The following is a 25,465-nucleotide window of genomic DNA, read 5'->3' on the forward strand; positions in this document are numbered from 1 at the left end:
TCCTCGGGTCAGACGCCGTACCGGCCGCCAATATAGAAGTGGCGCTTGAACCAGCGCCCAATCGCCTGCAAACGCCCGGCTGGCTGTGCCGGCTCGGCATAGCGCTGGAGGATCAGCGAGACCAGATCAGCCTGACTCTCCCCCGAATGAGCGTCCATCAACTCAACCACCCAGGCACATCCGGCCTTCTTCAAATGCTCACGCCATTCACCGGGCCAGCCATCCAGCTCATCCAGCGCCAACCACCGCGCACCGCCCTGCTCGACATGCCCGCCGCCAATCGATTGCTCGAAACAGAACGGCTTCGCCGGTCGGGACAGGTCGATGCTGAAGATATAGATGTCCTGGGTTTTGTGCTGCGGCGTGGGGGCGTTGTTGCGGCTGCCGATTTGAATCATGCGCGGTTCCGTCCGTGGGAGAGGCGTTACAACTTGTTTCGCAGTCTACGACGTGGTGCTGGTGGGGGGAACCTTTGGTGATGAGCCCGGGCGTGGCAAGTGAAAAGTTTGACTGGGTGGTCCGGGAAATCCGTTTCAGGCACCCATAAAAAAGGAACCCCGTTGGGTGTCCCTTTTTGCGTTTGGAATGAGGCCGATGGATCAGCGTTTCATGGCTTCACATTGATTGCGTAGATCCGAATTATTGATCCCTGCGCAGGTGCTGCCCTTTTTAGCCTCGCAGAATGCTCGCTGATCGTGGTCATTGATGGGCGCACAGGTACTGCCTTTTTCAGCCTCACACGCTGCGCGCAAATCCGAATTATTGATACTTCCGCAGGTGCTTCCCTTCATGGCCTCACAATAGTTGCGCAAATCATGATCATAGATGCCACCGCAAGTACTGCCCTTCTGCGCCTCGCAGGAGGCCTTCAGGTCACGATCGTGAATGGCCCCACACGTGCTGCCCTCCTGCAAAGCCTGACAATAGTTGCGCTGATCGGAATCCTGAATACCGGAGCAACTGGCATACGTGTAACTGCTGAACAGCAACAACATCGCAAGAATCAGTTTCATCTCACACTTCCTTGAGCTTGCCGGGAAACAGCCTGGCATTGGGTAAAGCAATCAAAACCAGATCAGCGCTTCATGGCCTCACACCGCGCGCGCAAATCATGATTGTCGATGTTCCCGCAACTGCTGCCGCCCGTTGTGGCATTGCAGTAGGCACGCTGGTCATGGTCATCGATGTTGCCGCAGGAACTGCCACCCTGCTCCGCGTTGCACCGCGCACGCAGGTCATGATCATCGATGTTGCCGCAACTGCTGCCGCTCTGTTTGGCGTTGCAGTAGGCGCGCTGGTCATGGTCGTCAATGTTGCCGCAGGAACTGCCGCCCATCTCCGCGTTACATGCCGCCCGCAAATCGTGATTGTCGATGTTGCCGCAACTGCTGCCGCTCTCCCTTGCATTGCAATAGGCACGCTGATCGTGGTCATCAATGTTGCCGCAACTGGCAAAGCTGTAGCCGCTGAACATCAACAACATTGCGAGTAATAGTCTCATCACACACTTCCATGGTTGACCAGGAACCAGCCTGGCACTGCTTGAGCCGATGAATGAGCGTCGCGACACGCCATCAAATTGACATCGGTTTTGGGGAAAGTTCCGGGACTGGAATGTGTGATGAGTTTTTTGATCTGAAAACGCCGTAGGAAATTGCTCCGCGTGGTGAGGGAGCTTGTTCTTGTGGGGCTGCGAAGCGGGCCGAAACCGAGCAAGTCATTTTTCCCTGATACACCGCAGCCTTTGATTTACGCGCGTTACGCCACCGAACGGGAGCAAAACCGCTGGCCACACGTGGTGATTTCACGTCCTACAGTCTGATTGCGACGATGGGAATCGGTACCTAGAGTGGGTCTGTCGCTGAACGAATTTGGCGATAGGGTTTCGCAGCCCTAGCGAGCTAAGTCCACACCCGGCACAATGCGGCCCGGCTACTTGCCTGTGCTTCATTTTCATGGCGGTTGTGCGTGGGAGACCTTCGGGTCTGCCGGGTCTTAGCTCCTCGGTCTGCGAACCCGCGCATAACTGCCACCCAACTCGTTTCGCAGCGAGCGGTGATTATTAATTTCTGAGCTAAGGATTTTTACCCATGACAAGTAAGTCACCGCAGTGCAACTACGCCCCAATGTCCCACCCCGCCACTGACCACCCCGTTCTGTTCATCGATGCCGACGCGCCACTGAGTGACCTCCACGCCTGCGCCAGCGAACGCTTGAGCGCAGTGCTCAAATACCTCGACCTCATGGCCTGCATCCACCTCCCAGACCACGCCGAACAAGACATCAACATAGTTACCACTACAGCCAGAATCCTGGTTCAGGACGTGCGCGATGTATTTAGAGTGATTGAACGACGCAGGGTAGCGATCACGTAATCAACTACGAAACTCATCATTTAGATAGTTTAAAACCCAAACTTTCCCGCATAGATCCAAACCCAATATGCAGCTGACCAAAAACAATTCCGATTCAAACATCATGAATACTATTTCCTTAAACCTGGCAACCTCCATACTGACTGCGATAGTCACAGCATCCCTGGGCGCGTATTACACTGCGTCAGAATCAGCGAAAGCCAACGAACGATCTGATCGGCAACGGTTTGTAGATGGTGCTCAGCAAACTGCACAAGAAACGACACAACTTCTTATAAAAAGCTATGAAGAGCTTCAACGTTTTAATGATGCGGCGAGAAAATCCGAGAAAGGCTGGGATGATTTCCTGGCCTCCGAGGCCTTCACAAAATTCTCGACCTTTGAACGAGACTGGCACAAAAACCTTATAGTCCTTTACTTCAAAGTTAGTCGGTATTATGGAAAAGCAACAGCACAACAACTTTTATTGCTTGCAAATTTCGAACTTAACCCAACTGACAGCCAATCAAAAGAGAGTCGCGGTCAAGAAAGCAGCTTGATGCTAGCCTGGGGCGAAGCCTTTAGAGCAAATGCGTCAACCGTTGTACTACAAGGGGAAGCAACCAAGTTCTTCAATAACAAAAGCAGCGTATTTGATAATCTTGGCTCAGTCATGAAAGAAACTAACGAGGCAAAAACAAACTCACAGAGAGCGACTGAAATCTATGGGCAGCACGTTATCAACTTTCTTGGAATACTCGACTCAAACCTGACGCAGTTAGGAGCTCTTGAAGTCAAAGTAGTCTCCACTCCCTCCACCACAGTCGAAAAATAGCGCTCACAACTGGAAGGCGTTTCACTCGAGAAACGCCTTCCATTAAAAATACTGAATCAACTACGGCTGCACGCTAAAAATTCGCCGGCGTATTCGCACTAATAATCTCCGCCTCATCCGCCCCGATATTCCGGAACTTGTGCGGAAGCGTCGTCGGGAAGTAATACCCATCCCCCGCACTCAACACACTCACCTGCCCGTCCACCGTCAACTCCACGGTGCCGCGCGTCACCAACCCACACTCCTCACCTTCCGCGTGAACAATCGGCTCTTCCCCGGAACTCGCGCCCGGTGCGTATTGCTCGCGCAGCAAGCGCATCTGGCGGCTGGGGACCGAGGCGCCGATCAGCAGCAGGCGCAGGCCGTGGCGGCCGAGGTCGGGTTGTTCGTTGGCGCGGAAGACGTATTGGTGTTCGCGGGGCGGCTGGTCGAAGGTGAAGAAGTCGGCCAGGGACATCGGGATGCCTTCGAGCAGCTTTTTCAGTGAGCTGACGGAAGGACTGACACGATTCTGTTCGATCAGGGAGATGGTGGCATTGGTCACGCCGCTACGCCGGGCCAGCTCGCGCTGGGAGAGTTTGTAGCTTTCGCGTACTAGTTTGAGTCGAGAACCCGTATCCATGACAGCCTTATGTGAGAACGACTTAAGGGCGATGGGGGTGGGTGGCGGGTGCCGCGCAAGGCGCGCGGATCACGTTGCTCCCGTGTCCCGGAACCGTGAAAGGCGGCTATTAAATCACGTTTGTCGGTGTTGCTCAGCAGGTTCGATGGACGGCACAAGAAAAAGCCGGCGGCGCCCTTTTTTGGGGGGGCCACCGGCGAGGTTAATCAAATGCCGAAACGGTCGCGCAGCGAGTAGTACACGGCGCCGAGGGCGGTCAGCGGGGCCGAGAAGGTACGGCCGCCGATCATCGGCATGTGTGGCAGGGAGGCGAAGGCGTCGAAGCGTTCGGCGTCGCCGCGGATCATTTCCGAGATCAGTTTGCCGGCCAGGTGCGAGCACGTGACGCCGTGGCCGCTGTAGCCCTGCATGTAGTAGGCGTTTTTCTCGATGCGGCCGAATTGCGGCATGCGCGACATGGTCAGCAGGAAGTTGCCGGTCCAGCGGTAATCGATTTTCACGTCTTTGAGCTGCGGGAAGGTCTTGAGGATCTTCGGGCGGATCAGGGTTTCGATGTCGTCCGGTTCGCGGGCGCCGTAGACCACGCCGCCGCCGTAGAGCAGACGGTTGTCGGCGGTGAGGCGGTAGTAGTCGAGCAGGTAGTTGCAGTCCTCGACGCAATAGTTGTTGGTGATCAGGCTGCGGGCCTGTTTCTCGGTCAACGGTTCGGTGACGCAGATCTGCGAGCCGCACGGCATGCTCTTGGCGGTCACGCGGTTGTCGAGGCCTTGCGGCAGGTAGGCGTTTCCGGCGATCAGCAGGTACTTGGCGCGGACCTGGCCTTGGGCGGTGCGCACGACGTTGGGCTCGCCATACTTGATTTCCACCGCAGCGGACTGCTCGTAGATCTTGCCGCCCAGACGCACGATGGCCGCGGCTTCACCGAGGGCCAGGTTCAGCGGGTGAATGTGGCCGCCCTGCATGTCCAGCAGGCCACCGACGTAGGCGTCGGAGCCGACTTCGCGGCGGATGTCCGCAGCGTCGAGCATCTTCAGGTTCTTATTGCCGTAACGTTCCCAGCTACGTTTTTGCTCGGCCAGGCCCTTGAGCTGTTTGTTGTTCATCGCTGCGAAAATGCCGCCCGGGCGGTAGTCGCATTTGATGTCGTATTCCTTGATGCGCGAACGGATGATGTCGGCGCCTTCGAAGATCATGCTGCCGAGGATTTCGGCGGTCTTGTCGCCGTAGCGCTCTTCGATCACGTCGACGTCGCGGCTGTAGGAGTTGACCAGTTGGCCGCCGTTGCGACCGCTGGCGCCGTAGCCGACTTTCGCCGCTTCCAGCACCGTCACCTTGTAGCCGGCTTCGCTCAGGAACAGTGCCGAGGACAGGCCGGTGTAGCCGGCGCCGATGATGCAGACATCGCACTCCACCGACTCTTCAAGCGTCGGGAAGTCGATGACTTCGTTGCGGGTGGCGGCGTAATAACTGTTGACGTGTTGTTGTTTCATTATTGTTCTCCGAGGGACGCCGGAAAAACCGGCGTCCACCGTTGTAAATAGAATTAGAGCTTGATCCAGGTCGCTTTCAGCTCGGTGTACTTGTCGAACGCGTGCAGCGATTTGTCGCGACCGTTGCCCGACTGTTTGAAGCCACCGAACGGCGCGGTCATGTCGCCGCCGTCGTACTGGTTGACCCACACGCTGCCGGCGCGCAGGCCACGGGCGAAGGTGTGGGCCTTGCTCAGATTGCTGGTCCAGACCCCGGCGGCCAGGCCGAAGATGCTGTCGTTGGCGATGTGCAGCGCTTCCTCGACGGTGTCGAAGGTGATCAGCGACAGCACCGGGCCGAAGATTTCTTCCTTGGCGATGGTCATGGCGTTGGTCACGCCGTCAAAAATCGTCGGCTCGATGTAGGTGCCGCCGGTGTCTTCGAGGGTGCGTCGGCCGCCGGCGATCAGCTCGGCACCCTGCTCCCGACCGATGCTGATATAGCGCAGCACGTTGTCCAGTTGACGCTGATCGACCACGGCGCCGACAGTGGTCGCCGGATCCAGGGCGTGCCCCGGTTTCCACGCTTGCAGCGCTTCCACCAGCAGCGGGATAAATTGCTCGCGGATCGAACGCTCCACCAGCAGGCGCGAGCCGGCGGTGCAGACTTCGCCCTGGTTGAACGCAATGGCGCCGGCCGCCGCTTGTGCTGCCGCGCGCAAGTCCGGAGCGTCGGCAAACACCACGTTCGGGCTCTTGCCCCCTGCTTCGAGCCAGACGCGTTTCATATTGCTTTGGCCGGCATAAATCATCAGTTGCTTGGCAATCGCGGTGGAGCCGGTGAAGGCCAGCACGTCGACGTCCATGTGCAGCGCCAGCGCCTTGCCGACGGTGTGGCCGAAGCCTGGCAGGACGTTGAACACGCCTTTCGGAATGCCCGCGTCCAGCGCCAGTTGCGCGATGCGGATCGCGGTCAGCGGGGATTTTTCCGAAGGCTTGAGGATGAACGAGTTACCCGCCGCCAGCGCCGGGGCGAATTTCCAGCTGGCCATGATCAGCGGGAAGTTCCACGGCACGATCGCAGCAACCACGCCCGATGGTTCGCGAGTGACCAGACCGAGTTGGTCGTGCGGGGTGGCGGCGACTTCGTCGTAGATCTTGTCGATCGCTTCGGCGCTCCAGCGGATCGCGTTGGCGGTCGCCGGGATGTCGATGCTCATCGAGTCGCTGATCGGTTTGCCCATGTCGAGGGTTTCGAGCAGCGCCAGTTCTTCCTGGTGTTGCAGGATCAGATCGGCGAAGCGAATCAGGATGCGCTTGCGCTCGGCCGGGGCCTTGTTGGCCCACACGCCGGCGTTGAAGGATTGGCGCGCAGCTTCAACGGCGAGGTTGGCGTCGGCTTCATCGGTGCTGGCCACGGAGGCCAGGAAACGGCCGTCGACGGGGCTCAGGCATTCGAAGGTCTCGCCGCTGATGGCCGGGCGGTATTCGCCATTGATGAAGGCGCGGGATTCGAGGGTCAGGGACTGGAAGCGTTGTTCCCAGTCGTTGCGGGTCGTTGTCATGGTGGTGGCTCGACGCGGGGGAATTTGGGGGTGTCTGGTGTGTGTGTGTTCGGCTTGAGATGGCTGCCCTCACCCTAGCCCTCTCCCGGGGGGAGAGGGGACCGACCGGGGAATGCTGGAGAGCTCCGCCGACCTGAAACATCTCTTCCGAATCCATAATCGATTGGATCGGTCAGGTCGCCGGAAATCCCGAGACAACTCGGTCAGTCCCCTCTCCCTCGGGGAGAGGGTTAGGGTGAGGGGCTTTTCAGAATCACACCGTATGCAGATACCAGTTGTACTCAAGGTCAGAGATCGAGTTTTCGAACTCGGCCAGCTCGCTTTCCTTGCACGCGACAAATACGTCGATGTACATCGGGTCGATGTAGCGGGCCATGACTTCGCTGTCGTCCAGCTCACGCAGGGCGTCGCGCAGGTTGTTCGGCAGGCTCTGTTCGTTCTGCTCGTAGCTGTTGCCTTCGACCGGGGCGCCCGGCTCGATTTCGTTGGTCAGGCCGTGGTGGATACCGGCCAGCACGGAAGCCATCAGCAGGTACGGGTTGGCGTCGGCACCGGCCACGCGATGTTCGATGCGCACGGCATCCGGCGAACCGGTCGGAACGCGGACGGCCACGGTGCGGTTGTCGATACCCCAGCTCGGCGAGTTCGGCACATAAAACTGCGCGCCGAAGCGGCGGTACGAGTTGACGTTCGGGCACAGGAAGGCCATTTGCGCAGGTAGGGTCTCCAGCACACCGCCGATCGCGTGGCGTAGCGCGGCGTTCTGCTCGGGATCCTCGCTGGCGAAGATGTTATTGCCTTCTTTGTCCAGAATCGAAATGTGCACGTGCAGACCGTTGCCCGCCTGGCCCGGATACGGCTTGGCCATGAAGGTGGTGTCCATCTCGTGGTCGTAGGCGATGTTCTTCACCAGACGCTTGAGCAGGACGGCGTAGTCGCACGCCTTGATCGGGTCAGACACGTGATGCAGGTTGACTTCGAATTGCGCCGGGGCGCTTTCCTTGACGATGGCGTCGGCAGGAATGCCCTGCTCTTTCGCGCCTTCGAGGATGTCTTGCAGGCAGTCGACATACTCGTCGAGGTCGTCGATCAGATAGACCTGGGTCGACACCGGACGCTTGCCCGAAACCGGCGAACGCGGCGATTGCGGACGGCCGTTCACGTTGTCCTGGTCAATCAGGTAGAACTCGAGTTCGAACGCGGCGCAAATGGTCAGGCCCAATGCGTCGAACTTGCGCACCACGTTGGCCAGCACTTCACGCGGGTCGGCAAAGAACGGCTCGCCTTCCAGTTCGTGCATGGTCATCAGCAGTTGTGCGGTCGGGCGCTTCTGCCAGGGCTCGATGCTCAGGGTGCCAGGGATCGGGTAGCAGATACGGTCGGCGTCGCCGATGTCCAGGCCCAGGCCGGTGCTTTCCACCGTGGAGCCGTTGATGTCGAGGGCAAAGAGCGAGGCCGGCAGGTTGATGCCTTTCTCGTAAACCTTGTGAAGACTGGTGCGCTCGATGCGCTTGCCGCGCACCACACCGTTCATGTCTGCAATCAGAAGGTCGACGTACAAAACCTCAGGATGTTTCTTAAGGAATGCGTTTGCTTCGTTGAGTTGAACGGCACGCAGAGGGACCGACATGATGCACCTATTTAGCTGTTAATTATTATGTTCACTGCTGTTTCGCCGAGCCAGTCAACCCGAACGGCAAAGTGAAGTCAATAGCGAACACAGGGCCGCTCAGCGTTTATTTTTCGGGCTTTTTTTAACACTCTCGTGCCAATGCAGGCGCCAGAGGCCCGCGGATCATGAAGATTTGATGAACGGCGTTTAGAATTTTTTACATGGGAGTTGTTAATTAAAATCAACGAGGCTAAGCTCCGGAAAAGCTCGTTCAAGTGTCAAACTTCGAGGTGAATAAAAATGGCATTCAAGCCATTGATCGGCGTTACTGCGTGCGTCAAACAGATTGGCCTGCACCCCTATCACATCAGCGGCGACAAGTACGTTCGCGCTGTCAGCGTTGCGGCGCTGGGGTTGCCCGTCGTCATTCCTTCCCTTGGCCAACTGACTGAAATCGATGACCTGCTGGGTCAGCTCGACGGTCTGTTGCTGACCGGCTCGCCGTCCAACGTGGAACCTTTCCACTATCAGGGCCCGGACAGCGCTCCCGGCACGGATCATGATCCGGCGCGGGATGCCACTACCCTTCCTTTATTGCGTGCAGCCATCGCGGCGGGCGTTCCGGTACTCGGCATCTGCCGGGGTTTCCAGGAAATGAACGTGGCGTTCGGCGGCAGCCTGCACCAGAAGGTGCATGAGTTGCCGGGCATGCTCGATCACCGCGAAGCCGACAGCCCGGATGTCGCCGTACAGTACGCCCCGGCCCATGCCGTGACGGTGCTGGCCGGCGGCGTGTTCGAAGCGCTGGAGCTGCCGGGTGAATTCCAGGTCAACTCGATTCACAGTCAGGGCATCGACCGCCTCGCTCCCGGCCTGCGCGCCGAAGCCTTGGCGCCGGACGGCCTGATCGAGGCGGTCTCGGTGGAGCACAGCCCGACCTTCGCCCTCGGCGTGCAATGGCACCCGGAATGGCAAGTGCTGGACAACCCGAACTACCTGCGGATTTTCCAGGCGTTCGGCGAGGCTTGCCGCCAGCGTGCGGCGCGACGCAACCAGCGCTGACGCCACCCAACGATTGCAAAACCATTTACTGCCCCCGCGGGGTCGGCGGCTGCGCGTTTGCGCATCCGTCATCCGCGATCAGCAACACACCGCGAAAACAAAAAGCACCACCCGGCAGCCAGGACGGCGGCGCCGAACAACCCGCACGGTGCGGGTCTGCAATCCACTCTTAAGCCAGGCCGCGTTGGCCCGGCGACTGAAACCTGTTGGGAGTTTCACATGGCAAACGCCTCCAGCACTTACAGGAAGGCTCTTGAAGGTCATCAGCAACCGAAAAAGGTTCTGGTGAAGGTCGATCGAGTCACCAAGAAGTTCGACGAAACCACGGCGGTGGACGATGTGTCCCTGGAGATCCATCAGGGCGAAATCTTTGCCCTGCTCGGCGGCTCCGGCTCGGGCAAATCGACCCTGCTGCGCATGCTCGCCGGTTTCGAACGGCCGACTGAAGGACGCATTCTGCTCGACGGTGTCGACATCACCGACATGCCGCCGTACGAGCGGCCGATCAACATGATGTTCCAGTCCTACGCCCTGTTCCCGCACATGACCGTGGCGCAGAACATCGCCTTCGGCCTCAAGCAGGACCGTTTGCCGGCCAGCGAAATCGACGCTCGCGTCGAAGAAATGCTGCGCCTCGTCCATATGACCCAATACGCCAAGCGTCGCCCGCATCAACTGTCCGGCGGTCAGCGTCAGCGCGTGGCCCTCGCCCGCTCCCTGGCCAAGCGGCCGAAACTGTTGCTGCTCGACGAACCGATGGGCGCGCTGGATAAAAAGCTGCGTTCGCAAATGCAGCTGGAACTGGTGGAAATCATCGAGCGCGTCGGCGTGACCTGCGTGATGGTGACCCACGACCAGGAAGAGGCCATGACCATGGCCGAACGCATCGCGATCATGCACCTGGGCTGGATCGCCCAGATCGGCAGCCCGGTCGACATCTATGAAGCGCCGGTCAGTCGCATGGTCTGCGAATTCATCGGCAACGTGAACGCCTTCGACGGCACCGTGGTCGAGGACCTTGAAGGTCACGCGATCATTCACAGTCCGGACTTGCAGCAAAAGATCTACGTCGGTCATGGCGTCAGCACGTCGGTGCAGGACAAGTCGATCACCTACGCGATCCGCCCGGAAAAAATGCTGGTCAGCACGATCAAGCCGGAGACCCGCTACAACTGGTCCGAAGGCAAGGTGCATGACATCGCCTACCTCGGCGGTCACTCGGTGTTCTACGTCGAGTTGCCGAGCGGCAAGATCGTCCAGTCGTTCATGGCCAACGCCGAACGTCGTGGCGCGCGGCCGACCTGGGACGACAAGGTCTACGTCTGGTGGGAAGACGACAGCGGCGTGGTACTGCGCTCATGAGAACCTTCAATCAGCAATTCCTGCGCCTGGTGCCCAGCGGGCGAAAGTTCGTCATCGGCATTCCGTTCATCTGGCTGTTCCTGTTCTTCATGCTGCCGTTCTTCCTGGTGATGAAGATCAGCTTCTCGGAAGCCGCGCTGTCGATCCCGCCGTACTCGGAGATCTACACCTACGCCGAACAGAAATTCCAGCTGCTGCTGAACATCGGCAACTACACCATGCTTGGCGAGGACGAGCTGTACCTGTCGGCCTACCTCGGTTCGCTGAAGGTCGCGGCACTGAGCACGATGATGTGCCTGGTGATCGGTTTCCCGATGGCCTACGCGATCACCAAGGCCAGCAAGGAAGCGCAAAACGTCCTGCTGCTGTTGATCATGATGCCGACCTGGACCGCGATCCTGATCCGCGTTTACGCGTGGATGGGCATCCTCAGCAACAACGGTCTGCTTAACGCATTTTTGATGTGGACCGGGCTCACCGATCACCCGATCGAGATCCTCAACACCAACACGGCGGTCTACATTGGGGTCGTGTATGCCTACCTGCCATTCATGGTGCTACCGCTCTACGCCAACCTGGTGAAGCACGACGGCAGCCTGCTGGAAGCCGCGCAGGATCTGGGTTCGAGCAACTTCAACAACTTCTGGAAAATCACCGTGCCGCTGGCCAAGAACGGCATCATCGCCGGCTGCATGCTGGTGTTCATTCCGGTGGTGGGCGAGTTCGTGATTCCGGAACTGCTGGGCGGCCCGGAGACCCTGATGATCGGTCGCGTGCTGTGGCAAGAGTTCTTCAATAACCGCGACTGGCCGGTGGCGTCTGCTCTGGCGGTGGTGATGCTGTTGATCCTGATTGTGCCGATCCTGCTGTTCAACCGCAGCCAGGCCAAAGAGATGGAGGGACGGGGATGAAACGCTTCGGATTTTCAAAGTTCATGCTGATCTTCGGCCTGATGTTCATCTATCTGCCGATGCTGATTCTGGTGATCTACTCGTTCAACGCCTCCAAACTGGTGACGGTCTGGGGCGGCTGGTCGGTGAAGTGGTACGTCGGCCTGCTCGACAACACCCAACTGATGGGCTCGGTGGTGCGCTCGCTGGAAATCGCCTGCTACACCGCGATTGCCGCCGTAGCGTTGGGCACCCTCGCTGCGTTCGTGCTGACCCGCGTGACCCGCTTCAAGGGTCGTACGCTGTTCGGTGGTCTGGTCACCGCGCCGCTGGTGATGCCTGAGGTGATCACCGGTCTCTCGCTATTGCTGCTGTTCGTGGCGATGGCGCAACTGATCGGCTGGCCGCAGGAGCGTGGCATCGTCACGATCTGGATCGCCCACACCACGTTTTGTGCCGCTTATGTGGCGGTGGTAGTCTCCGCCCGCTTGCGCGAGTTGGACCTGTCGATCGAAGAAGCGGCGATGGATCTGGGCGCGAAACCGTTCAAAGTGTTTTTCCTGATCACCATCCCGATGATCGCGCCGTCGCTCGCAGCGGGCGGCATGATGTCGTTCGCCCTGTCGCTGGACGACCTGGTGCTGGCGAGCTTCGTGTCGGGCCCTGGCTCCACCACCCTGCCGATGGAAGTCTTCTCGGCCGTGCGTCTGGGTGTGAAGCCCGAGATCAACGCCGTGGCCAGCCTGATTCTGCTGGCGGTGTCGCTGGTGACCTTCCTGGTCTGGTACTTCGGCCGCAAGGCAGAAGCCAACCGCAAGCGGGCGATTCAGGAAGCGATGGATCAGACCGCCAACGAATCGTGGCAGCAACCGCAACCTCAACGAGTAGCAGCGACGGCCTGAGGCCGTCGCGTTTTACGGCTTTGCGCTTTTGCTTAAAAGCTTCTGAATAAAAAGAATGGAGTTTCACCGATGAAAATGTTTGGCAGGACTCTGCTGACACTGTCCTTATTGGGCGCAATCGCCACGGGCGCCCAGGCCAACGACAAGGTGCTGCGCGTTTACAACTGGTCGGATTACATCGCCCCGGACACCGTCAAGAAGTTCGAGGACGAGACCGGCATCCGCGTGACCTACGACGTGTTCGACAGCAATGAAACCCTTGAGGCGCGTCTGCTCGCGGGTAAATCCGGCTACGACATCGTGGTGCCGTCCAACAGTTTCCTGGCCAAGCAGATCAAGGCCGGGGTCTATCAGACCCTGGACAAATCGAAACTGCCAAACTGGAAAAACCTCAACCCGGTGCTGCTGAAAAACGCCTCCGCCAGTGATCCGGACAACGCCCACGCGTTCCCGTACATGTGGGGTTCGATCGGCATCGGCTTCAACCCGGACAAGGTCAAGGAAGTGCTCGGCAAGAATGCGCCGACCAATTCCTGGGACCTGCTGTTCAAACCGGAGAACGCCGAGAAGCTCAAGGCCTGCGGTATCAGCTTCCTCGACTCGCCCACCGAAATGATCCCGGCCGCCCTGCACTACCTGGGCTATCCGGTGAGCGACAAGGACGCCGCGCACATCAAGGAAGCCGAGGCGCTGTTCATGAAGATTCGCCCGAACGTGGCGTATTTCCACTCTTCGAAATACATTTCGGACCTGGCCAACGGCAACATCTGCGTGGCAGTCGGTTACTCCGGTGATGTATTGCAGGCCAAGGCCCGCGCGGTTGAATCGGGCAACAACGTCGTGATCGACTACAGCATTCCCAAGGAAGGTGCCGGCAGCTTCTACGACATGGTCGCCATCCCGCGCGATGCAGCGAACGTTGAGAACGCCTACCTGTTCATGGACTTCCTGATGCGCCCGGACATCATCGCCGAGATCACCAACAGCAACGGCTACAGCAACGCCAACGCAGCGGCGACGCCGCTGGTGGACGAAGCGATCCGCAACGATCCGGGCTCGTACCCGTCGCAGGAAGTGATGGCGACACTGTATGCGGTGCCGGATCAACCGATTGCCACCCAGCGGATCATGACCCGGGGCTGGACCCGCGTGAAACTCGGCAAATAAACACACATCGATTTCCGTTCATGCAGCGCCTTACCACCGCTGCCCCCTGCTCTGAACGGCCTCACCTGGCTCTCCTCGGTTCAGGTGAATTCAGGCGCCCTCGGGCGCCTTTTTTTGTGGCTCAGATCAGTGGCCAGTCGGCCAGCGAGCGGTAGCGACCCTTGTGGGATTCGAACAGCGCAAAGCGTTCGGCCCGCAGGAAGAACTCCGGCGGCGTGGCGGATTCCGGTTCCGGCGCCCGATAGTCCCGGGCCAGTGTCAGGTGCGGACGATACTCGCGCGTCGCCTCTTCAAACCCGAACGGCAACATCGCCTGCTCCAGTGCATACACCAGCCGCAGCAATCCCTGCGGTGCCTGCTCCGGCGCCAGCGACAACACCCCGGCACGGCGCCAGACCTGCAACCGATCCAGCGAAATCCTCAGCCCCTCCCCCGGTGTTCGCACCTTCGCCGCCGCCTCGCAGACTTCGCCAATCTGCGCCAACGGCACCGCGCCGAGAAACAGCAGCGTCAGGTGAAAGTTGTCGGCCGGCACCGGCTTGCCGGTACGCAAACCCAGTTCGCTGCGCCACTGGGCAATCGCCTTGCGCTGCGCCGGCGGGCAGTCCAGGGCGAAAAACAGCCGCTTGACCGGTTGATCCCCGCGCGTTTCGTCCGTCATGGCCCCGCTCCTTCGTTCGTCGAGATCCCTGGATTCTACACGCCCGTTTCTGGCGACTCTCGGCATGGGGTTTATAGTTCAACGATTGCCATCAACCGGAGGACGTCATGCGCGAGATCCTCAGCAAAGAACCCTGGTGGGCCCGACCGCCGAATCCCGGACAGGATGAGAGCGAACTGGAATGGGGCTGGCTGGTGCATTACAGCGAAGGAGAGCCGCGTTTCGAATTCGTCCGCGAGCGGCCGACGGACGAGCAGATTCGCAACCGCAAAGGCTGCCGGATCACCCCGTCGGCGGAGTGACCCGGCAACGCGGCATCAAGGCTCGAGAATGTCCTTGAAGCCACCGAAGATCATCCGCTGCCCATCAAACGGCATCGGATTGGCGTCCGGTTGCATGCGCGGGTCTTCCATCATTTTCGCCATGCCGGTGTCGCGGGTGGCCTTGTCCGGCCAGACCAGCCAGCCGGCGGATACGGTTTCGCCTTCCTTGAGTTTCACTGCCATCGGGAAAGAGGTGACCTTGCCGTCCGGCACGTCATCGCCCCAGCCCTGAATCACCTCCAGCGCGCCGTATTCCTTGAACAGCTTCGCGGCGATTTCGCAGTGTTTTTTGTACTGTTCCCGGTTGGCATTCGGCACGGGCGCCACGAAAACATCGATGTAAGCCATGATCATTCTCCTTGCAGGGTGGGTTCGATCTGCTGGGTAGTCGACTCGGGCGACCGCCATTCGACACGGTTGACGCCCAACCCGACCGACGGTTCATCTCGCCCGCCCAGATTACCCTCGACCTGCGCCGCCATGTGCAGCGTGCCGGCCATCACGCCGGTGGTCGGGTTTTGCACCAGTTTCAGCCAGGCCTTGTCGAAGGTGTTGCCCAGGCTGCTGCGGATCAGCGCTTCACTGTCCGGGCGGTCGTTGGCCTGAATGATTGCGCGCACGCCCGCCACGCCGACCGAAATCAGCGCCCCGGCCAGTTTGCCTGCCGCTGCCGCCACCGCGCTGGCAGCGCCGCGCGGGGCCATTTCCGCCTCCATGCGCTGGCTGGCGCGCTTGGCCACCGGCGCCATGGCCGATTCAGTCGAGGCCACGCCTTTCGAGCCGCCATCAGTGTGGATCTTGTCGATCAACGCGGCGTAGGCCGGCAGCGTGTTCAACGGCTCAGTGCTGACAACCTGGTACAGCGAGGCGTCCCGCGCCGGCGGCGGACCAAGGGCGATGGCGGGGATTTTCTGCAATCGCCCGTTGAGCTGGGCAATGGGCACGCCGTGGCGCTGGGCGATGACCGGCATCTGCTGCGCCATCAGTTGCGCGTAAAACGCGGTGGATTGGCCGAGGATCGCGTCCGGGTCGATCTCCACCGCCACCGGCGCCAGCACGCGTTCCTGATATTGCTCCAGCAGGTAATCCGCCAGTCGCTTGGCCGAAGTGTCCTGCTCGCCGCTGGCACTGATCGTGTACCAGCTGACCTTCATCGACAGCCATTCCTGGGTCCAGTAGCTGCTGAACCACGGGATGAAATTTTCTTCAGTTTGCTCATAGACCCGAATGCGCCAATGTTCCATCGAACCACGGGCGAACACCTTGACCTGCTCGGTGGCCTGCCGGGAGGCGTTGACGATTTCCCGGTCGATCTGCTGCCAGGTGGCCGGCGAGACCACCACCGCCGGCGCGCTCACCGGGGCCCGCGCCGTGGTGGCGCAGCCGGCCAGCAACACCAGTGCTGCGACGAGCAGCGCACGCAGGTTCACGGTGGCGGTCCTTATCTGTTCTTCGGGCAGGATACCTGAAGAATCCGGGGGAGATGACATGAGTATAGGTGCGTGCGGTGCGCCGTTTATCCGCTGGTCAGGGCTGCATCAGTCCAACCATCAATGGCGTCGATATTCACCATTGCGACGATTGCCTTCCGCCGACCGCTCGCCAAAGGCACGATTAACCCATCCGAAACACACAGCACGAGGAGTTCACATCATGATCAATACCGTCACCCTCGCCGTGAGTTTCCCGGTCTTCGGCAGCAACTACTACGATCAGCACGCCGTGTCGCGCAAGACACAAGCGCTGGTGTTCGACGAAGCTTTTGAAGATCTGTTGATGCCCGCCGCCAGCAATCATTTCAGCAATGAAGTGGTGGGCCTCAACGATCAGTTCCGTTTTCTGAGCGACATTCTCGCCACCCATTTGCTGGACATCGAGGCCTCAGTGCCTGCGCGATCCAGCGTCCGGGCGAGCGCTCATTTTTAATTCGCATCACTGAACACGCCGACTGGAACAGGCCAGTCCATTGCACTGGATGTGCCTGACCCATCAGCGTTTCCAGCACTCGGCATAGCGCGTGCAAACGTTGTATTGCGCATCCATTTTTGCCATGCGGTCCATGTGATGGTTCACCGCTTCCAATGTCACGGCTCTGGACGTCTGGAAGTAATACACAATCATCGACTTTTCCTGATCGGCCGGCGCTGCGTTGCCAGGTTTGCCAGAGGAATCGTCAGCACGGGACCACTCTCTGAGTTGCTTGTCTTCAGCGCTGCGCAGACGTTGCCGATACTCATTGGTGGAGCGCTCCAGAGTTTGAGCTTGAGCGGCCGCCGTCTCATTACCGAATTCGATCAGGTTCTGGCGATACAACGTCCAGTAATCCTCTGGCATGTCAAAACCCAGTTTGACCTTGCGCTCGCTGATCAGCGCATCAAGTTTTTCGGGAGTAAAGGCTGCTACAGGCTTTTGATCCGACCCGGACTTCATGAGTACGAAAGCACTCCCGTCGATGATCCGGTCGATCATTGCCGTGCGCTCCGGCGTATCGGGCAGCAGCGCGGGTGGTTTCGGAAAGATCGGGTTGCGACCCTCGCAAGCGGCAAATCCATCGCGCCTGATAGTGACGGGTGTACGCACATCCTTGCCATCAACCCGTTGCAGGCGCTGCATCAATGTCGAGCATTGGCTGCCCTTGAGTTCGAAGGTGAGTTCATACTCCGTTGCGCGCTCAGGCCTGAAACTGAACACCGCGCCACACACGCCATAGCCCACTTGGGTATTGACCTGCAGGAACACTTCCTTTTCGGGCGGTAACTTCACTTCCAGATAACCACGGGCCTTCTCTGGAGGCGCCACGGTCATGCCTACCCGCCGCGGACTGTCTCTGACAAATAAATTGTTCAGGATGCCGGTGGTCATGCCATCGCAATGCTCGGCGTCGAAGTAATTGACGGTGGCATTGTCAGTGTTGGCCACAAAACGCATCTTGGCGGCGTCGGGCCCGGTGGCGTCCTGATAGGTTCCTGTCAGCGCGCAACCGACAAGCCCCGAGAGGGACACCATCAAGCCGAAAAATGCCGAAGACCGGCGAAGAAGCGAAGTGACTGGCATGTTCATCCTTGAGGGAAAGGCCGGGAAAAGCCGCGATGCTACTGAATCGCCACTATTGCGTCCATTCCCTCAAAACCTGCCTGTTCAGCTTTGATCAATCATCATCCCGGTCACGGTAGTAGCGACGCCCGTCACGGCGGTCGTAGTCGCGGTCGTCCCAGCGTCGGTCATGATCGTAGTAACGGCCATGATCGCGGTCGTAATGCCGGCCATGGCGATGGTCATCATCGAAATCCGCCACACAGCCGCCCAGCAGTACGGCGGCGGAAACAGTCAGCAGCAGGCTTGTTGCACGCTTCATTCAGATTTTCCTAAAACCAAGGTCTTGACGACGAAAACAGTCAGCGCTGCCCACACCTTAAAGGCGCAGTGCGCGCTGCCGCAGATACGACCGGGGAAAAAGGCTTTGATTCACTGGCCACCAATGACCGTTCATCGCCCTGCCAACCACGTCCAGACCGTCCATCCAGTGGCCGTTTGATGGCGTTGCCTGAAGCAAAATCCGACAAAACCTTTTCCTCCCCCCTGCGGTCACTCCTAGAACAGACCAAGACTGGCTACCACGCCGGCGTGCCTTGGCGGGTCATTTGCAACCTGCCGACCTGATCAGAGGAAGCCCAGCCATGAACGACCATCCGCCGTTGGCGATTTCCCGACGCCGTTTCCTGATTCTCGGGGCCGTGACCGCGACTGCGTTCGCGATGCCCCCTTTCATCAACCTCAAGGCCTACGCGGCCAGCCTGGAGCAACCGGCCATGGCCAAAGTAACCATCGAAGTCAACGGCAAGCCGCAGACGCTGGAGATCGACACCCGCACCACCCTGCTCGACGCCCTGCGCGAACACCTGCAGCTGACTGGCAGCAAAAAGGGCTGCGACCACGGCCAGTGCGGCGCCTGCACGGTGATCGTCGATGGCCGGCGAATCAATTCCTGCCTGACCCTGGCGGTGATGCAGGACGGCGCCAAAGTCACCACCATCGAAGGCCTCGGCATGCCGGACCACCTGCATCCGATGCAGGCGGCGTTCATCAAGCATGACGGTTACCAGTGCGGCTACTGCACGCCGGGACAGATCTGTTCGGCGGTCGCCGTGCTCCAGGAAATCCGCGACGGCATCCCCAGCCACGCCAGCGCCAGCCTCACCGAAGCACCGCAACTGATCGCCAGCGAATTGCAGGAACGCATGAGCGGCAACATCTGCCGGTGCGGCGCCTACTCGAACATCATCGAAGCCATCAGCGAAGTCGCGGAGGTGCCAGCATGAGAGCGTTCAATTACAGCCGCGCCGACTCCCCTGCCGCAGCTGCTGCCCAAGCCGCGCAAATCGAAGGCGCACGTTTCATTGCCGGCGGCACCAATCTGCTGGACTTGATGAAACTCGACATCGAAACGCCCCAGCAGCTGATAGACGTCAATCACCTGGGGCTCGACCGGATCGAAGCCACCGACGACGGCGGCTTGCGCATCGGCGCACTGGTGCGCAATACCGATCTGGCCGCCGACAGCCGCGTCCGGAAAGACTACGCGCTGCTGTCCCGCGCCTTGCTCGCCGGCGCATCGGGCCAGTTGCGCAACATGGCGACCACCGCCGGCAATCTGCTCCAGCGCACGCGCTGCCCGTATTTCTACGACACCAATCAGGCCTGCAATAAACGTAATCCCGGCAGTGGTTGCGCGGCGATTGGCGGTGTCAGTCGACAACTTGGCATCATCGGTGTCAGCGACGCCTGCATCGCGACCCATCCGAGTGACATGGCGATTGCGATGCGTGCGCTGGATGCTCAGATCGAAACGATCAAGGCTGATGGCAGCACTCGACGCATCGCCATCGCGGACTTCCATCAATTGCCCGGCACCACCCCGAATGTCGAAACCAGCCTGACGCCGGGCGAGCTGATTACCGCCGTCACCCTGCCCGCGCCAGTGGGCGGCACCCATGTCTATCACAAGGTGCGCGACCGCTCGTCGTACGCCTTCGCCCTGGTGTCCGTCGGCCTGATCCTGCTGAAGGATGGCAGCGGTCGCGTTGCCGTCGGCGGCATCGCGCCGAAACCCTGGCGGGTCGAAGCGGCGGAAGCGTTGCTGCCGCAAGGCGCAAAAGCCGTCAGCGCGCGACTGCTCGACGGCGCCACGCCCACCGCTGACAACCAGTTCAAAGTGACATTGGTCGAGCGCACGATTGCCTCAGTGCTGGCCCAAACGAGGGACGAAGCATGAAATTCGACACGCCCGCCACGACCAACCCGATTGATCAGCTGAACGTCATCGGCAAACCCACCGACCGCATCGAAGGCCCGCTGAAGACCAGCGGCCAGGCGCCTTACGCCTACGAGCAACACGAAGCCGTGAAAAATCAGGCCTACGGCGTGATGGTCGGCTCGGCCATCGCCAAGGGTCGCATCACCCGCATCGATCTGGAGGCTGCCCGCGCCGCGCCGGGGGTGCTGACCATCGTCACCGCCGCCAACGCCGGCAAGCTCGGCAAAGGCCAATACAACGCCGCGCACCTGCTGGCCGGGCCGCAAGTTCAGCACTATCACCAGGCTGTGGCGCTGGTGGTCGCCGAAACCTTCGAACAGGCGCGGGCCGCCGCGCAGTTGGTCAACGTCGAATACGCGGCCGACAAAGGTCAGTTTGATCTGGCCAGCGTGCGCGATCAGGGTGTGGAACCGAAAGACGATCTGCCGGACGTCAAGCACGGCGACTTCGCCAGCGCCTTCGCCGCCGCGCCGGTGCAGTTCGACCAGACCTACACCACGCCGGATCAATCCCACGCAATGATGGAGCCTCACGCGACACTCGCCGCCTGGAAAGGCGATCAGGTGACGCTCTGGACTTCCAACCAGATGATCGCCTGGAGCGTCGGCGACATCGCCGCCACCCTCGGCCTGCCCAAGGAAAACGTGCGGTTGATCTCGCCGTACATTGGTGGCGGTTTCGGCGGCAAGCTGTTCATTCGTGCCGACGCGATCCTCGCCGCCCTTGGCGCACGGCTGGCGAACCGGCCAGTGAAGGTCGCCCTCGCCCGTCCGCAGATCGCCAACAACACCACCCACCGCCCCGCCACCATTCAACGCATTCGCATGGGCGCCACGGCGGACGGCAAACTCACCGCCATCGCCCATGAAGGCTGGTCGGGCAACCTCGCCGACGGCAAGGTCGAGGTTGCAGCGCAGCCGAGTCAGTTGCTCTACGCCGCCGAAAATCGTTTGGTGACCATGCGCCTGGCGCCGTTGGATCTGCCGGAAGGCAACGCCATGCGCGCGCCCGGTGAAACGCCGGGGCTGATGGCGCTGGAGATCGCCATGGACGAGATGGCCGAACAGCTCAAACTCGATCCGATCCAGTTCCGCATCCTCAACGACACCCAGGTTGATCCGGTGAAAACCGAGCGGCCGTTCTCCCAGCGGCGCCTGATCGAATGCCTGCAAACCGGTGCCGAACGCTTCGGCTGGGATAAGCGCAATGCGACGCCCGGCAGCCGTCGCGAAGGTCGCTGGCTGATCGGCATGGGCGTCGCGGCGGCGATTCGCAACAACCTGCTGGTGAAGTCCGGCGCACGGGTACGACTGGAGCGCGACGGCAAGATCACCGTTGAAACCGACATGACCGACATCGGCACCGGCAGCTACACCATCATTGCCCAGACTGCAGCGGAAATGATGGGGGTCAGCCTGGACGATGTGGTGGTGCGACTCGGCGATTCGAATTTCCCGGTGTCAGCTGGCTCCGGCGGCCAGTTCGGCGCCAATTGCTCGACCGCCGGGGTCTACGCAGCGTGCATGAAACTGCGCGAAGCGGTCGCAACCAAACTGGGCATGAACGCGGGTGAAGCGCAGTTTGTCGACGGCCTCGTGCGGCTGGGCAACCAGAACGTGCCGTTGCGTGACGCCGCGAAACACGCCGCGATCGAAGTCGAGGACAGCATCGAATTCGCCGACCTCGCCAAGCAGTACCAGCAATCGACCTTCGGCGCGCACTTCGTCGAAGTCGCGGTGGATGCCGCCACCGGCGAAGTCCGCGTGCGCCGGATGCTCGCAGTCTGCGCCGCCGGGCGGATTCTCAATCCGAAATCAGCCCGCAGCCAGGTGATCGGTGCCATGACCATGGGCGTCGGCGCGGCCTTGATGGAAGAGCTCGCGGTAGACAAACGCCAAGGCTTTTTCGTCAACCATGACCTGGCCGGCTACGAAGTGCCGGTGCATGCCGACATCCCGCATCAGGAAGTGATTTTCCTCGATGAAACCGACCCGATCTCATCGCCGATGAAAGCCAAGGGGGTGGGTGAACTCGGGATTTGCGGCGTGAGTGCGGCGGTGGCGAATGCGATCTATAACGCCACGGGCGCGCGGGCGCGGGAGTATCCGATTACCCTGGACAAGATTCTTGATGCGTTGCCCCCGATGATCTGAAACCGGTAGCGCATTAGCATGGGGTGCTAGTGCGCTAATCACACCGGGAGATAGCTAACTCACCAGCCCAATCAACTGCTGACGCTGCGCATCGGTCAGCATCAGCCCGAACCCGGCGCCGGCATTGTCGGCCATGTACAACGGATTGCGGGTGCCGGGAATCACACAAGTCACCGCCGGATGCGCCAGCAGAAACTTCAGTGCCAGTTGCGGCCAGCTCTTGGCCCCGACTTGCGCCGCCCAGCCCGGCAGCGGTTTACCTTTGAGCCGTGCGAGCAGGTCGCCGCCGCCGAACGGCCGGTTGCAGATCACCGCCACCCCCCGTTCGCGGCACAGCGGCAGGATACGCTTCTCGACCCCGCGATCATCCAGTGCGTAGTTGATTTGCAGGAAGTCCAGCGGCTCGGCCTTGAGCACCGCTTCGACTTCGTCATAGGCCGACGGCGTGTAGTGAGTGATGCCGATGTAGCGGATGCGGCCCTGGTCTTTCCATTCGCGCAGGGTCGGCAGATGGGTTTGCCAGTCGAGCAGGTTGTGGATCTGCATCAGGTCGATGCGCTCGGTGCGCAGCAGGCTGAACGACTGCTCCATCTGCGCGATGCCCTCTTCGCGGCCACGGGTCCAGACCTTGGTCGCCAGAAACGCCGGCGAGCGCGGTTCGTGGATCGACAGCAATTCACCGGTGGTTTCCTCGGCGCGGCCATACATGGGCGAGCTGTCGATCACCGTTCCACCCTTTTTGAACAACTCGCCGAGCACCGCCGGCAATTGCTTGTAGACCGGATCCCCGGGGGCGACGTCAAAACCGCGATAAGTGCCCAACCCCACCAGCGGCAGTGGCTCGGAGCTCGAAGGGATGGCGCGGGTCTGCATGGTCTGGGCTCCTGTGGCGTTCGGCGACGTAATGGCGGCCAGCGCCCGGTCAAAGGTGAAAACCGCTGACACCCCGGCTGCCAGTGTCAGCAACCGGCGGCGGGAATACCCCTCAGTGTGGTTCATGCTGGCGCCCTTGCCCTGTGGATCTGTTGCACCTTGTGTTTTGACGCAGCCCGCAACACCGTTGGACTACACTGCGACAGCCAACCTGCACGCCCGATTAAAGTTAGTCGAATGTCCAGAACCCTGTTGTCACTCGTCGCGTTGATCCTCGCCGTGTACCTGATCCTGTGCGCGGCGCTGTTCGTTTTTCAGCGGGCGCTGATCTATTTTCCCCAGCCCGCCAGCCTCGATTCGCCAGAGTCGCGGTTGACGCTGGCCATGCCCGACGCCGAGATTCGCGTGACGGTGCGCGAGCGCGCCGGGCCCAAAGCACTGATCTATTTCGGCGGCAATGCCGAAGATGTTTCGCGCAATCTGCAGGAGTTTTCCGAGGCGTTTGCCGACTATTCGTTGTATTTGCTGCATTACCGGAGTTTTGGCGGCAGCGGTGGTTCGCCCTCCGAAGCGGCAATTGCCGAGGATGCGCTGGCGCTGTTCGATCAGGTGTATGCCAGTCATCCGCAGATTGCGCTGCTGGGGCGCAGCCTCGGTTCCGGGGTCGCGGTGCGGCTGGCCAGCCAGCGGCCGGTGCAGCGGCTGATTCTGGTCACGCCCTACAACAGCCTCGAGGAAATCGCCGCCCGCCAGTTCCCGTGGGTGCCGGTGCAGTGGTTGCTCAAGGATCGTTTCCGGTCCGGCCAGTACGCGGCGCACATCCGCGTGCCGACGCTGCTGCTGGCGGCGAGCGATGACGAGGTGATTCCACGGTCCAGCACCGAACGCTTGCTGCACAGCTTTCCCGGCGGTGTGGCCACGCTCAAAGTGGTGGCGAACGCGACGCACAATTCGATTTCCGAACGGCCGCAATATCTGCAATGGATGCAGGATGTGTTGAATCGCTGAGCACTTCGTCGGCAGCCGTAGAAACCCGGCGCCGCCTCGTGAACCAAGTGCAAAAAGGTCAGTCCTACCCGCGCCGCGTTCTGCGGTTCACTTTCCTTCAGTGCTGTCTTTGTTCAGAGCTTTGCGTCCCATGCGCCACGCCGTACGTTCGTCTCGCTTCGTTTCGCTGTGCCTGTTGATCCTTTCTCCCCTGTTTTCTCTCTCTGCCCACGCCGGCGCCGAGCGGCAACTGGTGGCCGCCATCAACGACTACCGCGCCCATCCGCAACGTTGTGACCGGCGCCCGGCCCAACGGCTGGCGCCGCTGACGCTGAAGTCGAATCTGGCGTTGCCGGTCGGCTATGGCTACGGCGGTGGATTGCGCGAACGATTGAAAGACTCCGGCTATGCCGCCGTGGCGGTGCGCAGCATCCGAATCGTCGGCGCACAGGACGCCGAAGAGGCGTTCGAAATGCTGCAAGACGATTACTGCGGCGCGTTGCTCGACGGTCAATACGCCGACATCGGCATCAGCCGTGCCCGCAGCGAATGGCAAGTGGTGCTGGCCCGGCCGGTGCTCGACAGCCGCGTCGGCGACAACCGCAGCGTCGGCAAGGCCTTGCTGGCCGAGGTCAATGCCGCCCGCGCCCGCCCGCGCATGTGTGGTCGCCAGCGCTTCGCCGCCGCCCGGCCCTTGAGCTGGAACCCGGCGCTCGGCGCCGCCGCTCAGGGCCACAGCAAGGCAATGGCCTACGGCAACTATTTCGCTCACCGCGACCCGGACGGCGACGGCCCGGCAGATCGCGCACGTGCAGCCGGCTACCGTGGCCGGCAGATCGGCGAAAACATCGCCGCCGGACAAAGCTCACCGGGCAAGGCCATGGCCGGCTGGCTGGCCAGCCCCGGACACTGCGCCAACCTGATGAACCCGATGTTCACCCAGGTCGGCGCGGGGTTTGCCAGTGAGGCGCGCAGTGATGAAGGGGTTTACTGGACGATGCTGTTCGGAGCGCCCTGATCCGGTTCCATCCGAAATCGTCGAGCAGCGCTGCAAGTCGCAACTCGACGGCTGATCGTCAGACCGGAGAAATCGTGGCAAGGACGCCGATCATGATGGTCAACACAAGAAAGCCGCCGAGGAAAATCGCCATCTTAGCCATGAAGGCCTCCTGAATACTGAATGTCCGGCGCACCGGGCGCTCCGGAATGAAGCGCGTCGCGTATGGCCGAACGGCAGGGCCATTTTGGGCGTATGGCTGAGATGGTTACAGATGCAGATTCGACAGGAAAAAGCGGATCAGATGGATCGGACTG

General features: G+C 60.6%; 27 protein-coding genes. 14 read left to right on the forward strand and 13 right to left on the reverse strand.

Annotated elements, in window-relative coordinates; genetic code table 11:
- Positions 1-8 precede the first annotated feature (8 nt).
- The 3 genes from JKA62_RS09080 to JKA62_RS28910 all read right to left on the reverse strand — a co-directional run bounded on the left by JKA62_RS09080 (position 9) and on the right by JKA62_RS28910 (position 1,501).
- Positions 9-398 carry a hypothetical protein gene (locus JKA62_RS09080; RefSeq protein WP_011333566.1) on the reverse strand — a complete coding sequence of 130 codons (390 nt, stop codon included), beginning with the start codon at positions 396-398 and terminating at the stop codon, positions 9-11.
- Between the two features lie 201 nt (positions 399-599).
- On the reverse strand, positions 600-1,013 hold the full coding sequence (locus JKA62_RS09085; protein WP_041475211.1) for a hypothetical protein: 414 nt from the start codon (positions 1,011-1,013) through the stop codon (positions 600-602).
- A gap of 62 nt (positions 1,014-1,075) precedes the next feature.
- Positions 1,076-1,501 carry a hypothetical protein gene (locus tag JKA62_RS28910; RefSeq protein WP_041475210.1) on the reverse strand — a complete coding sequence of 142 codons (426 nt, stop codon included), beginning with the start codon at positions 1,499-1,501 and terminating at the stop codon, positions 1,076-1,078.
- Between the two features lie 589 nt (positions 1,502-2,090).
- Here JKA62_RS28910 and JKA62_RS28915 point away from each other — a divergent pair.
- Together JKA62_RS28915 and JKA62_RS09095 are read left to right on the forward strand one after the other, a co-directional pair.
- Positions 2,091-2,375, forward strand: a complete 285-nt coding sequence (locus JKA62_RS28915; protein WP_011333563.1) for a hypothetical protein — start codon at positions 2,091-2,093, stop codon at positions 2,373-2,375.
- Positions 2,376-2,442: 67 nt separating this feature from the next.
- Positions 2,443-3,189 (forward strand): hypothetical protein, encoded by a 747-nt coding sequence (locus JKA62_RS09095; RefSeq protein WP_201817475.1) that lies wholly within the window; start codon positions 2,443-2,445, stop codon positions 3,187-3,189.
- 73 nt (positions 3,190-3,262) lie between these two features.
- Here JKA62_RS09095 and JKA62_RS09100 read toward each other — a convergent pair whose 3' ends face one another.
- The 4 genes from JKA62_RS09100 to JKA62_RS09115 all read right to left on the reverse strand — a co-directional run bounded on the left by JKA62_RS09100 (position 3,263) and on the right by JKA62_RS09115 (position 8,475).
- The gene (locus tag JKA62_RS09100; protein WP_011333561.1) at positions 3,263-3,811 is read right to left on the reverse strand and encodes a cupin domain-containing protein; all 549 of its coding nucleotides are present in this window, start codon (positions 3,809-3,811) and stop codon (positions 3,263-3,265) included.
- A 206-nt stretch (positions 3,812-4,017) separates the two neighbouring features.
- On the reverse strand, positions 4,018-5,301 hold the full coding sequence (locus JKA62_RS09105; protein WP_201817476.1) for an NAD(P)/FAD-dependent oxidoreductase: 1,284 nt from the start codon (positions 5,299-5,301) through the stop codon (positions 4,018-4,020).
- 53 nt (positions 5,302-5,354) lie between these two features.
- A complete protein-coding gene (locus JKA62_RS09110) occupies positions 5,355-6,845 on the reverse strand; it encodes an aldehyde dehydrogenase (RefSeq protein WP_011333559.1) in 1,491 nt (496 codons plus the stop codon).
- Positions 6,846-7,098: 253 nt separating this feature from the next.
- Positions 7,099-8,475: a glutamine synthetase family protein gene (locus JKA62_RS09115; RefSeq protein ID WP_011333558.1), complete on the reverse strand. Its 1,377-nt coding sequence runs from the start codon at positions 8,473-8,475 to the stop codon at positions 7,099-7,101.
- A 282-nt stretch (positions 8,476-8,757) separates the two neighbouring features.
- Here JKA62_RS09115 and JKA62_RS09120 point away from each other — a divergent pair, with 282 nt between their 5' ends.
- The 5 genes from JKA62_RS09120 to JKA62_RS09140 all read left to right on the forward strand — a co-directional run bounded on the left by JKA62_RS09120 (position 8,758) and on the right by JKA62_RS09140 (position 13,840).
- Positions 8,758-9,519: a gamma-glutamyl-gamma-aminobutyrate hydrolase family protein gene (locus JKA62_RS09120; protein ID WP_201817477.1), complete on the forward strand. Its 762-nt coding sequence runs from the start codon at positions 8,758-8,760 to the stop codon at positions 9,517-9,519.
- 219 nt (positions 9,520-9,738) lie between these two features.
- Positions 9,739-10,881, forward strand: coding sequence for a polyamine ABC transporter ATP-binding protein (potA, locus tag JKA62_RS09125; RefSeq protein WP_007957110.1), 1,143 nt, complete (start codon positions 9,739-9,741; stop codon positions 10,879-10,881).
- A 29-nt stretch (positions 10,882-10,910) separates the two neighbouring features.
- On the forward strand, positions 10,911-11,792 hold the full coding sequence (locus JKA62_RS09130; protein ID WP_170929740.1) for an ABC transporter permease subunit: 882 nt from the start codon (positions 10,911-10,913) through the stop codon (positions 11,790-11,792).
- Complete coding sequence (locus JKA62_RS09135) at positions 11,789-12,673, forward strand: ABC transporter permease subunit (RefSeq protein WP_011333555.1); 885 nt, start codon at positions 11,789-11,791, stop codon at positions 12,671-12,673. Before JKA62_RS09130 ends, JKA62_RS09135 begins: the two co-directional genes overlap by 4 nt.
- A gap of 69 nt (positions 12,674-12,742) precedes the next feature.
- A complete protein-coding gene (locus tag JKA62_RS09140; protein ID WP_011333554.1) occupies positions 12,743-13,840 on the forward strand; it encodes a polyamine ABC transporter substrate-binding protein in 1,098 nt (365 codons plus the stop codon).
- Between the two features lie 121 nt (positions 13,841-13,961).
- Here JKA62_RS09140 and thpR read toward each other — a convergent pair whose 3' ends face one another.
- Positions 13,962-14,501 carry an RNA 2',3'-cyclic phosphodiesterase gene (thpR, locus tag JKA62_RS09145; RefSeq protein WP_201817479.1) on the reverse strand — a complete coding sequence of 180 codons (540 nt, stop codon included), beginning with the start codon at positions 14,499-14,501 and terminating at the stop codon, positions 13,962-13,964.
- A 107-nt stretch (positions 14,502-14,608) separates the two neighbouring features.
- On the opposite strand from thpR, the gene JKA62_RS09150 reads away from it, so the two are divergent.
- A complete protein-coding gene (locus JKA62_RS09150; RefSeq protein WP_007957125.1) occupies positions 14,609-14,803 on the forward strand; it encodes a hypothetical protein in 195 nt (64 codons plus the stop codon).
- Between the two features lie 15 nt (positions 14,804-14,818).
- Here JKA62_RS09150 and JKA62_RS09155 read toward each other — a convergent pair whose 3' ends face one another.
- Both JKA62_RS09155 and JKA62_RS09160 read right to left on the reverse strand, forming a co-directional pair.
- Positions 14,819-15,172 carry a DUF1428 domain-containing protein gene (locus tag JKA62_RS09155; RefSeq protein WP_011333552.1) on the reverse strand — a complete coding sequence of 118 codons (354 nt, stop codon included), beginning with the start codon at positions 15,170-15,172 and terminating at the stop codon, positions 14,819-14,821.
- 2 nt (positions 15,173-15,174) lie between these two features.
- Positions 15,175-16,254, reverse strand: a complete 1,080-nt coding sequence (locus tag JKA62_RS09160; protein ID WP_011333551.1) for a hypothetical protein — start codon at positions 16,252-16,254, stop codon at positions 15,175-15,177.
- 223 nt (positions 16,255-16,477) lie between these two features.
- On the opposite strand from JKA62_RS09160, the gene JKA62_RS09165 reads away from it, so the two are divergent.
- Complete coding sequence (locus JKA62_RS09165; protein WP_039770930.1) at positions 16,478-16,750, forward strand: hypothetical protein; 273 nt, start codon at positions 16,478-16,480, stop codon at positions 16,748-16,750.
- A 63-nt stretch (positions 16,751-16,813) separates the two neighbouring features.
- Here the strand turns inward: JKA62_RS09165 and JKA62_RS09170 are convergent, their stop codons facing one another.
- Both JKA62_RS09170 and JKA62_RS09175 read right to left on the reverse strand, forming a co-directional pair.
- Positions 16,814-17,878 (reverse strand): hypothetical protein, encoded by a 1,065-nt coding sequence (locus JKA62_RS09170; RefSeq protein ID WP_236676489.1) that lies wholly within the window; start codon positions 17,876-17,878, stop codon positions 16,814-16,816.
- A gap of 94 nt (positions 17,879-17,972) precedes the next feature.
- Positions 17,973-18,179 carry a hypothetical protein gene (locus JKA62_RS09175; RefSeq protein WP_011333548.1) on the reverse strand — a complete coding sequence of 69 codons (207 nt, stop codon included), beginning with the start codon at positions 18,177-18,179 and terminating at the stop codon, positions 17,973-17,975.
- Between the two features lie 322 nt (positions 18,180-18,501).
- On the opposite strand from JKA62_RS09175, the gene paoA reads away from it, so the two are divergent.
- The 3 genes from paoA to paoC are packed head-to-tail and all read left to right on the forward strand — an operon-like array spanning position 18,502 to position 22,291.
- Positions 18,502-19,143 (forward strand): aldehyde dehydrogenase iron-sulfur subunit PaoA, encoded by a 642-nt coding sequence (gene paoA, locus JKA62_RS09180; protein ID WP_011333547.1) that lies wholly within the window; start codon positions 18,502-18,504, stop codon positions 19,141-19,143.
- Positions 19,140-20,096, forward strand: a complete 957-nt coding sequence (locus tag JKA62_RS09185; protein WP_201817484.1) for an FAD binding domain-containing protein — start codon at positions 19,140-19,142, stop codon at positions 20,094-20,096. Before paoA ends, JKA62_RS09185 begins: the two co-directional genes overlap by 4 nt.
- Positions 20,093-22,291 carry an aldehyde oxidoreductase molybdenum-binding subunit PaoC gene (paoC, locus tag JKA62_RS09190; RefSeq protein WP_201817488.1) on the forward strand — a complete coding sequence of 733 codons (2,199 nt, stop codon included), beginning with the start codon at positions 20,093-20,095 and terminating at the stop codon, positions 22,289-22,291. Before JKA62_RS09185 ends, paoC begins: the two co-directional genes overlap by 4 nt.
- Before the next feature lie 54 nt (positions 22,292-22,345).
- On the opposite strand, the gene JKA62_RS09195 is transcribed toward paoC, so the two are convergent.
- Positions 22,346-23,290: an aldo/keto reductase gene (locus tag JKA62_RS09195; protein WP_201817491.1), complete on the reverse strand. Its 945-nt coding sequence runs from the start codon at positions 23,288-23,290 to the stop codon at positions 22,346-22,348.
- Positions 23,291-23,401: 111 nt separating this feature from the next.
- Here JKA62_RS09195 and JKA62_RS09200 point away from each other — a divergent pair, with 111 nt between their 5' ends.
- Complete coding sequence (locus tag JKA62_RS09200; protein ID WP_201817494.1) at positions 23,402-24,172, forward strand: alpha/beta hydrolase; 771 nt, start codon at positions 23,402-23,404, stop codon at positions 24,170-24,172.
- Between the two features lie 130 nt (positions 24,173-24,302).
- Positions 24,303-25,169, forward strand: a complete 867-nt coding sequence (locus JKA62_RS09205) for a CAP domain-containing protein (RefSeq protein WP_011333542.1) — start codon at positions 24,303-24,305, stop codon at positions 25,167-25,169.
- Positions 25,170-25,465 lie beyond the last annotated feature (296 nt).

The organism is Pseudomonas sp. B7, from assembly GCF_016735645.1.
GTDB classification, from domain to species: Bacteria; Pseudomonadota; Gammaproteobacteria; order Pseudomonadales; family Pseudomonadaceae; genus Aquipseudomonas; species Aquipseudomonas glycinae.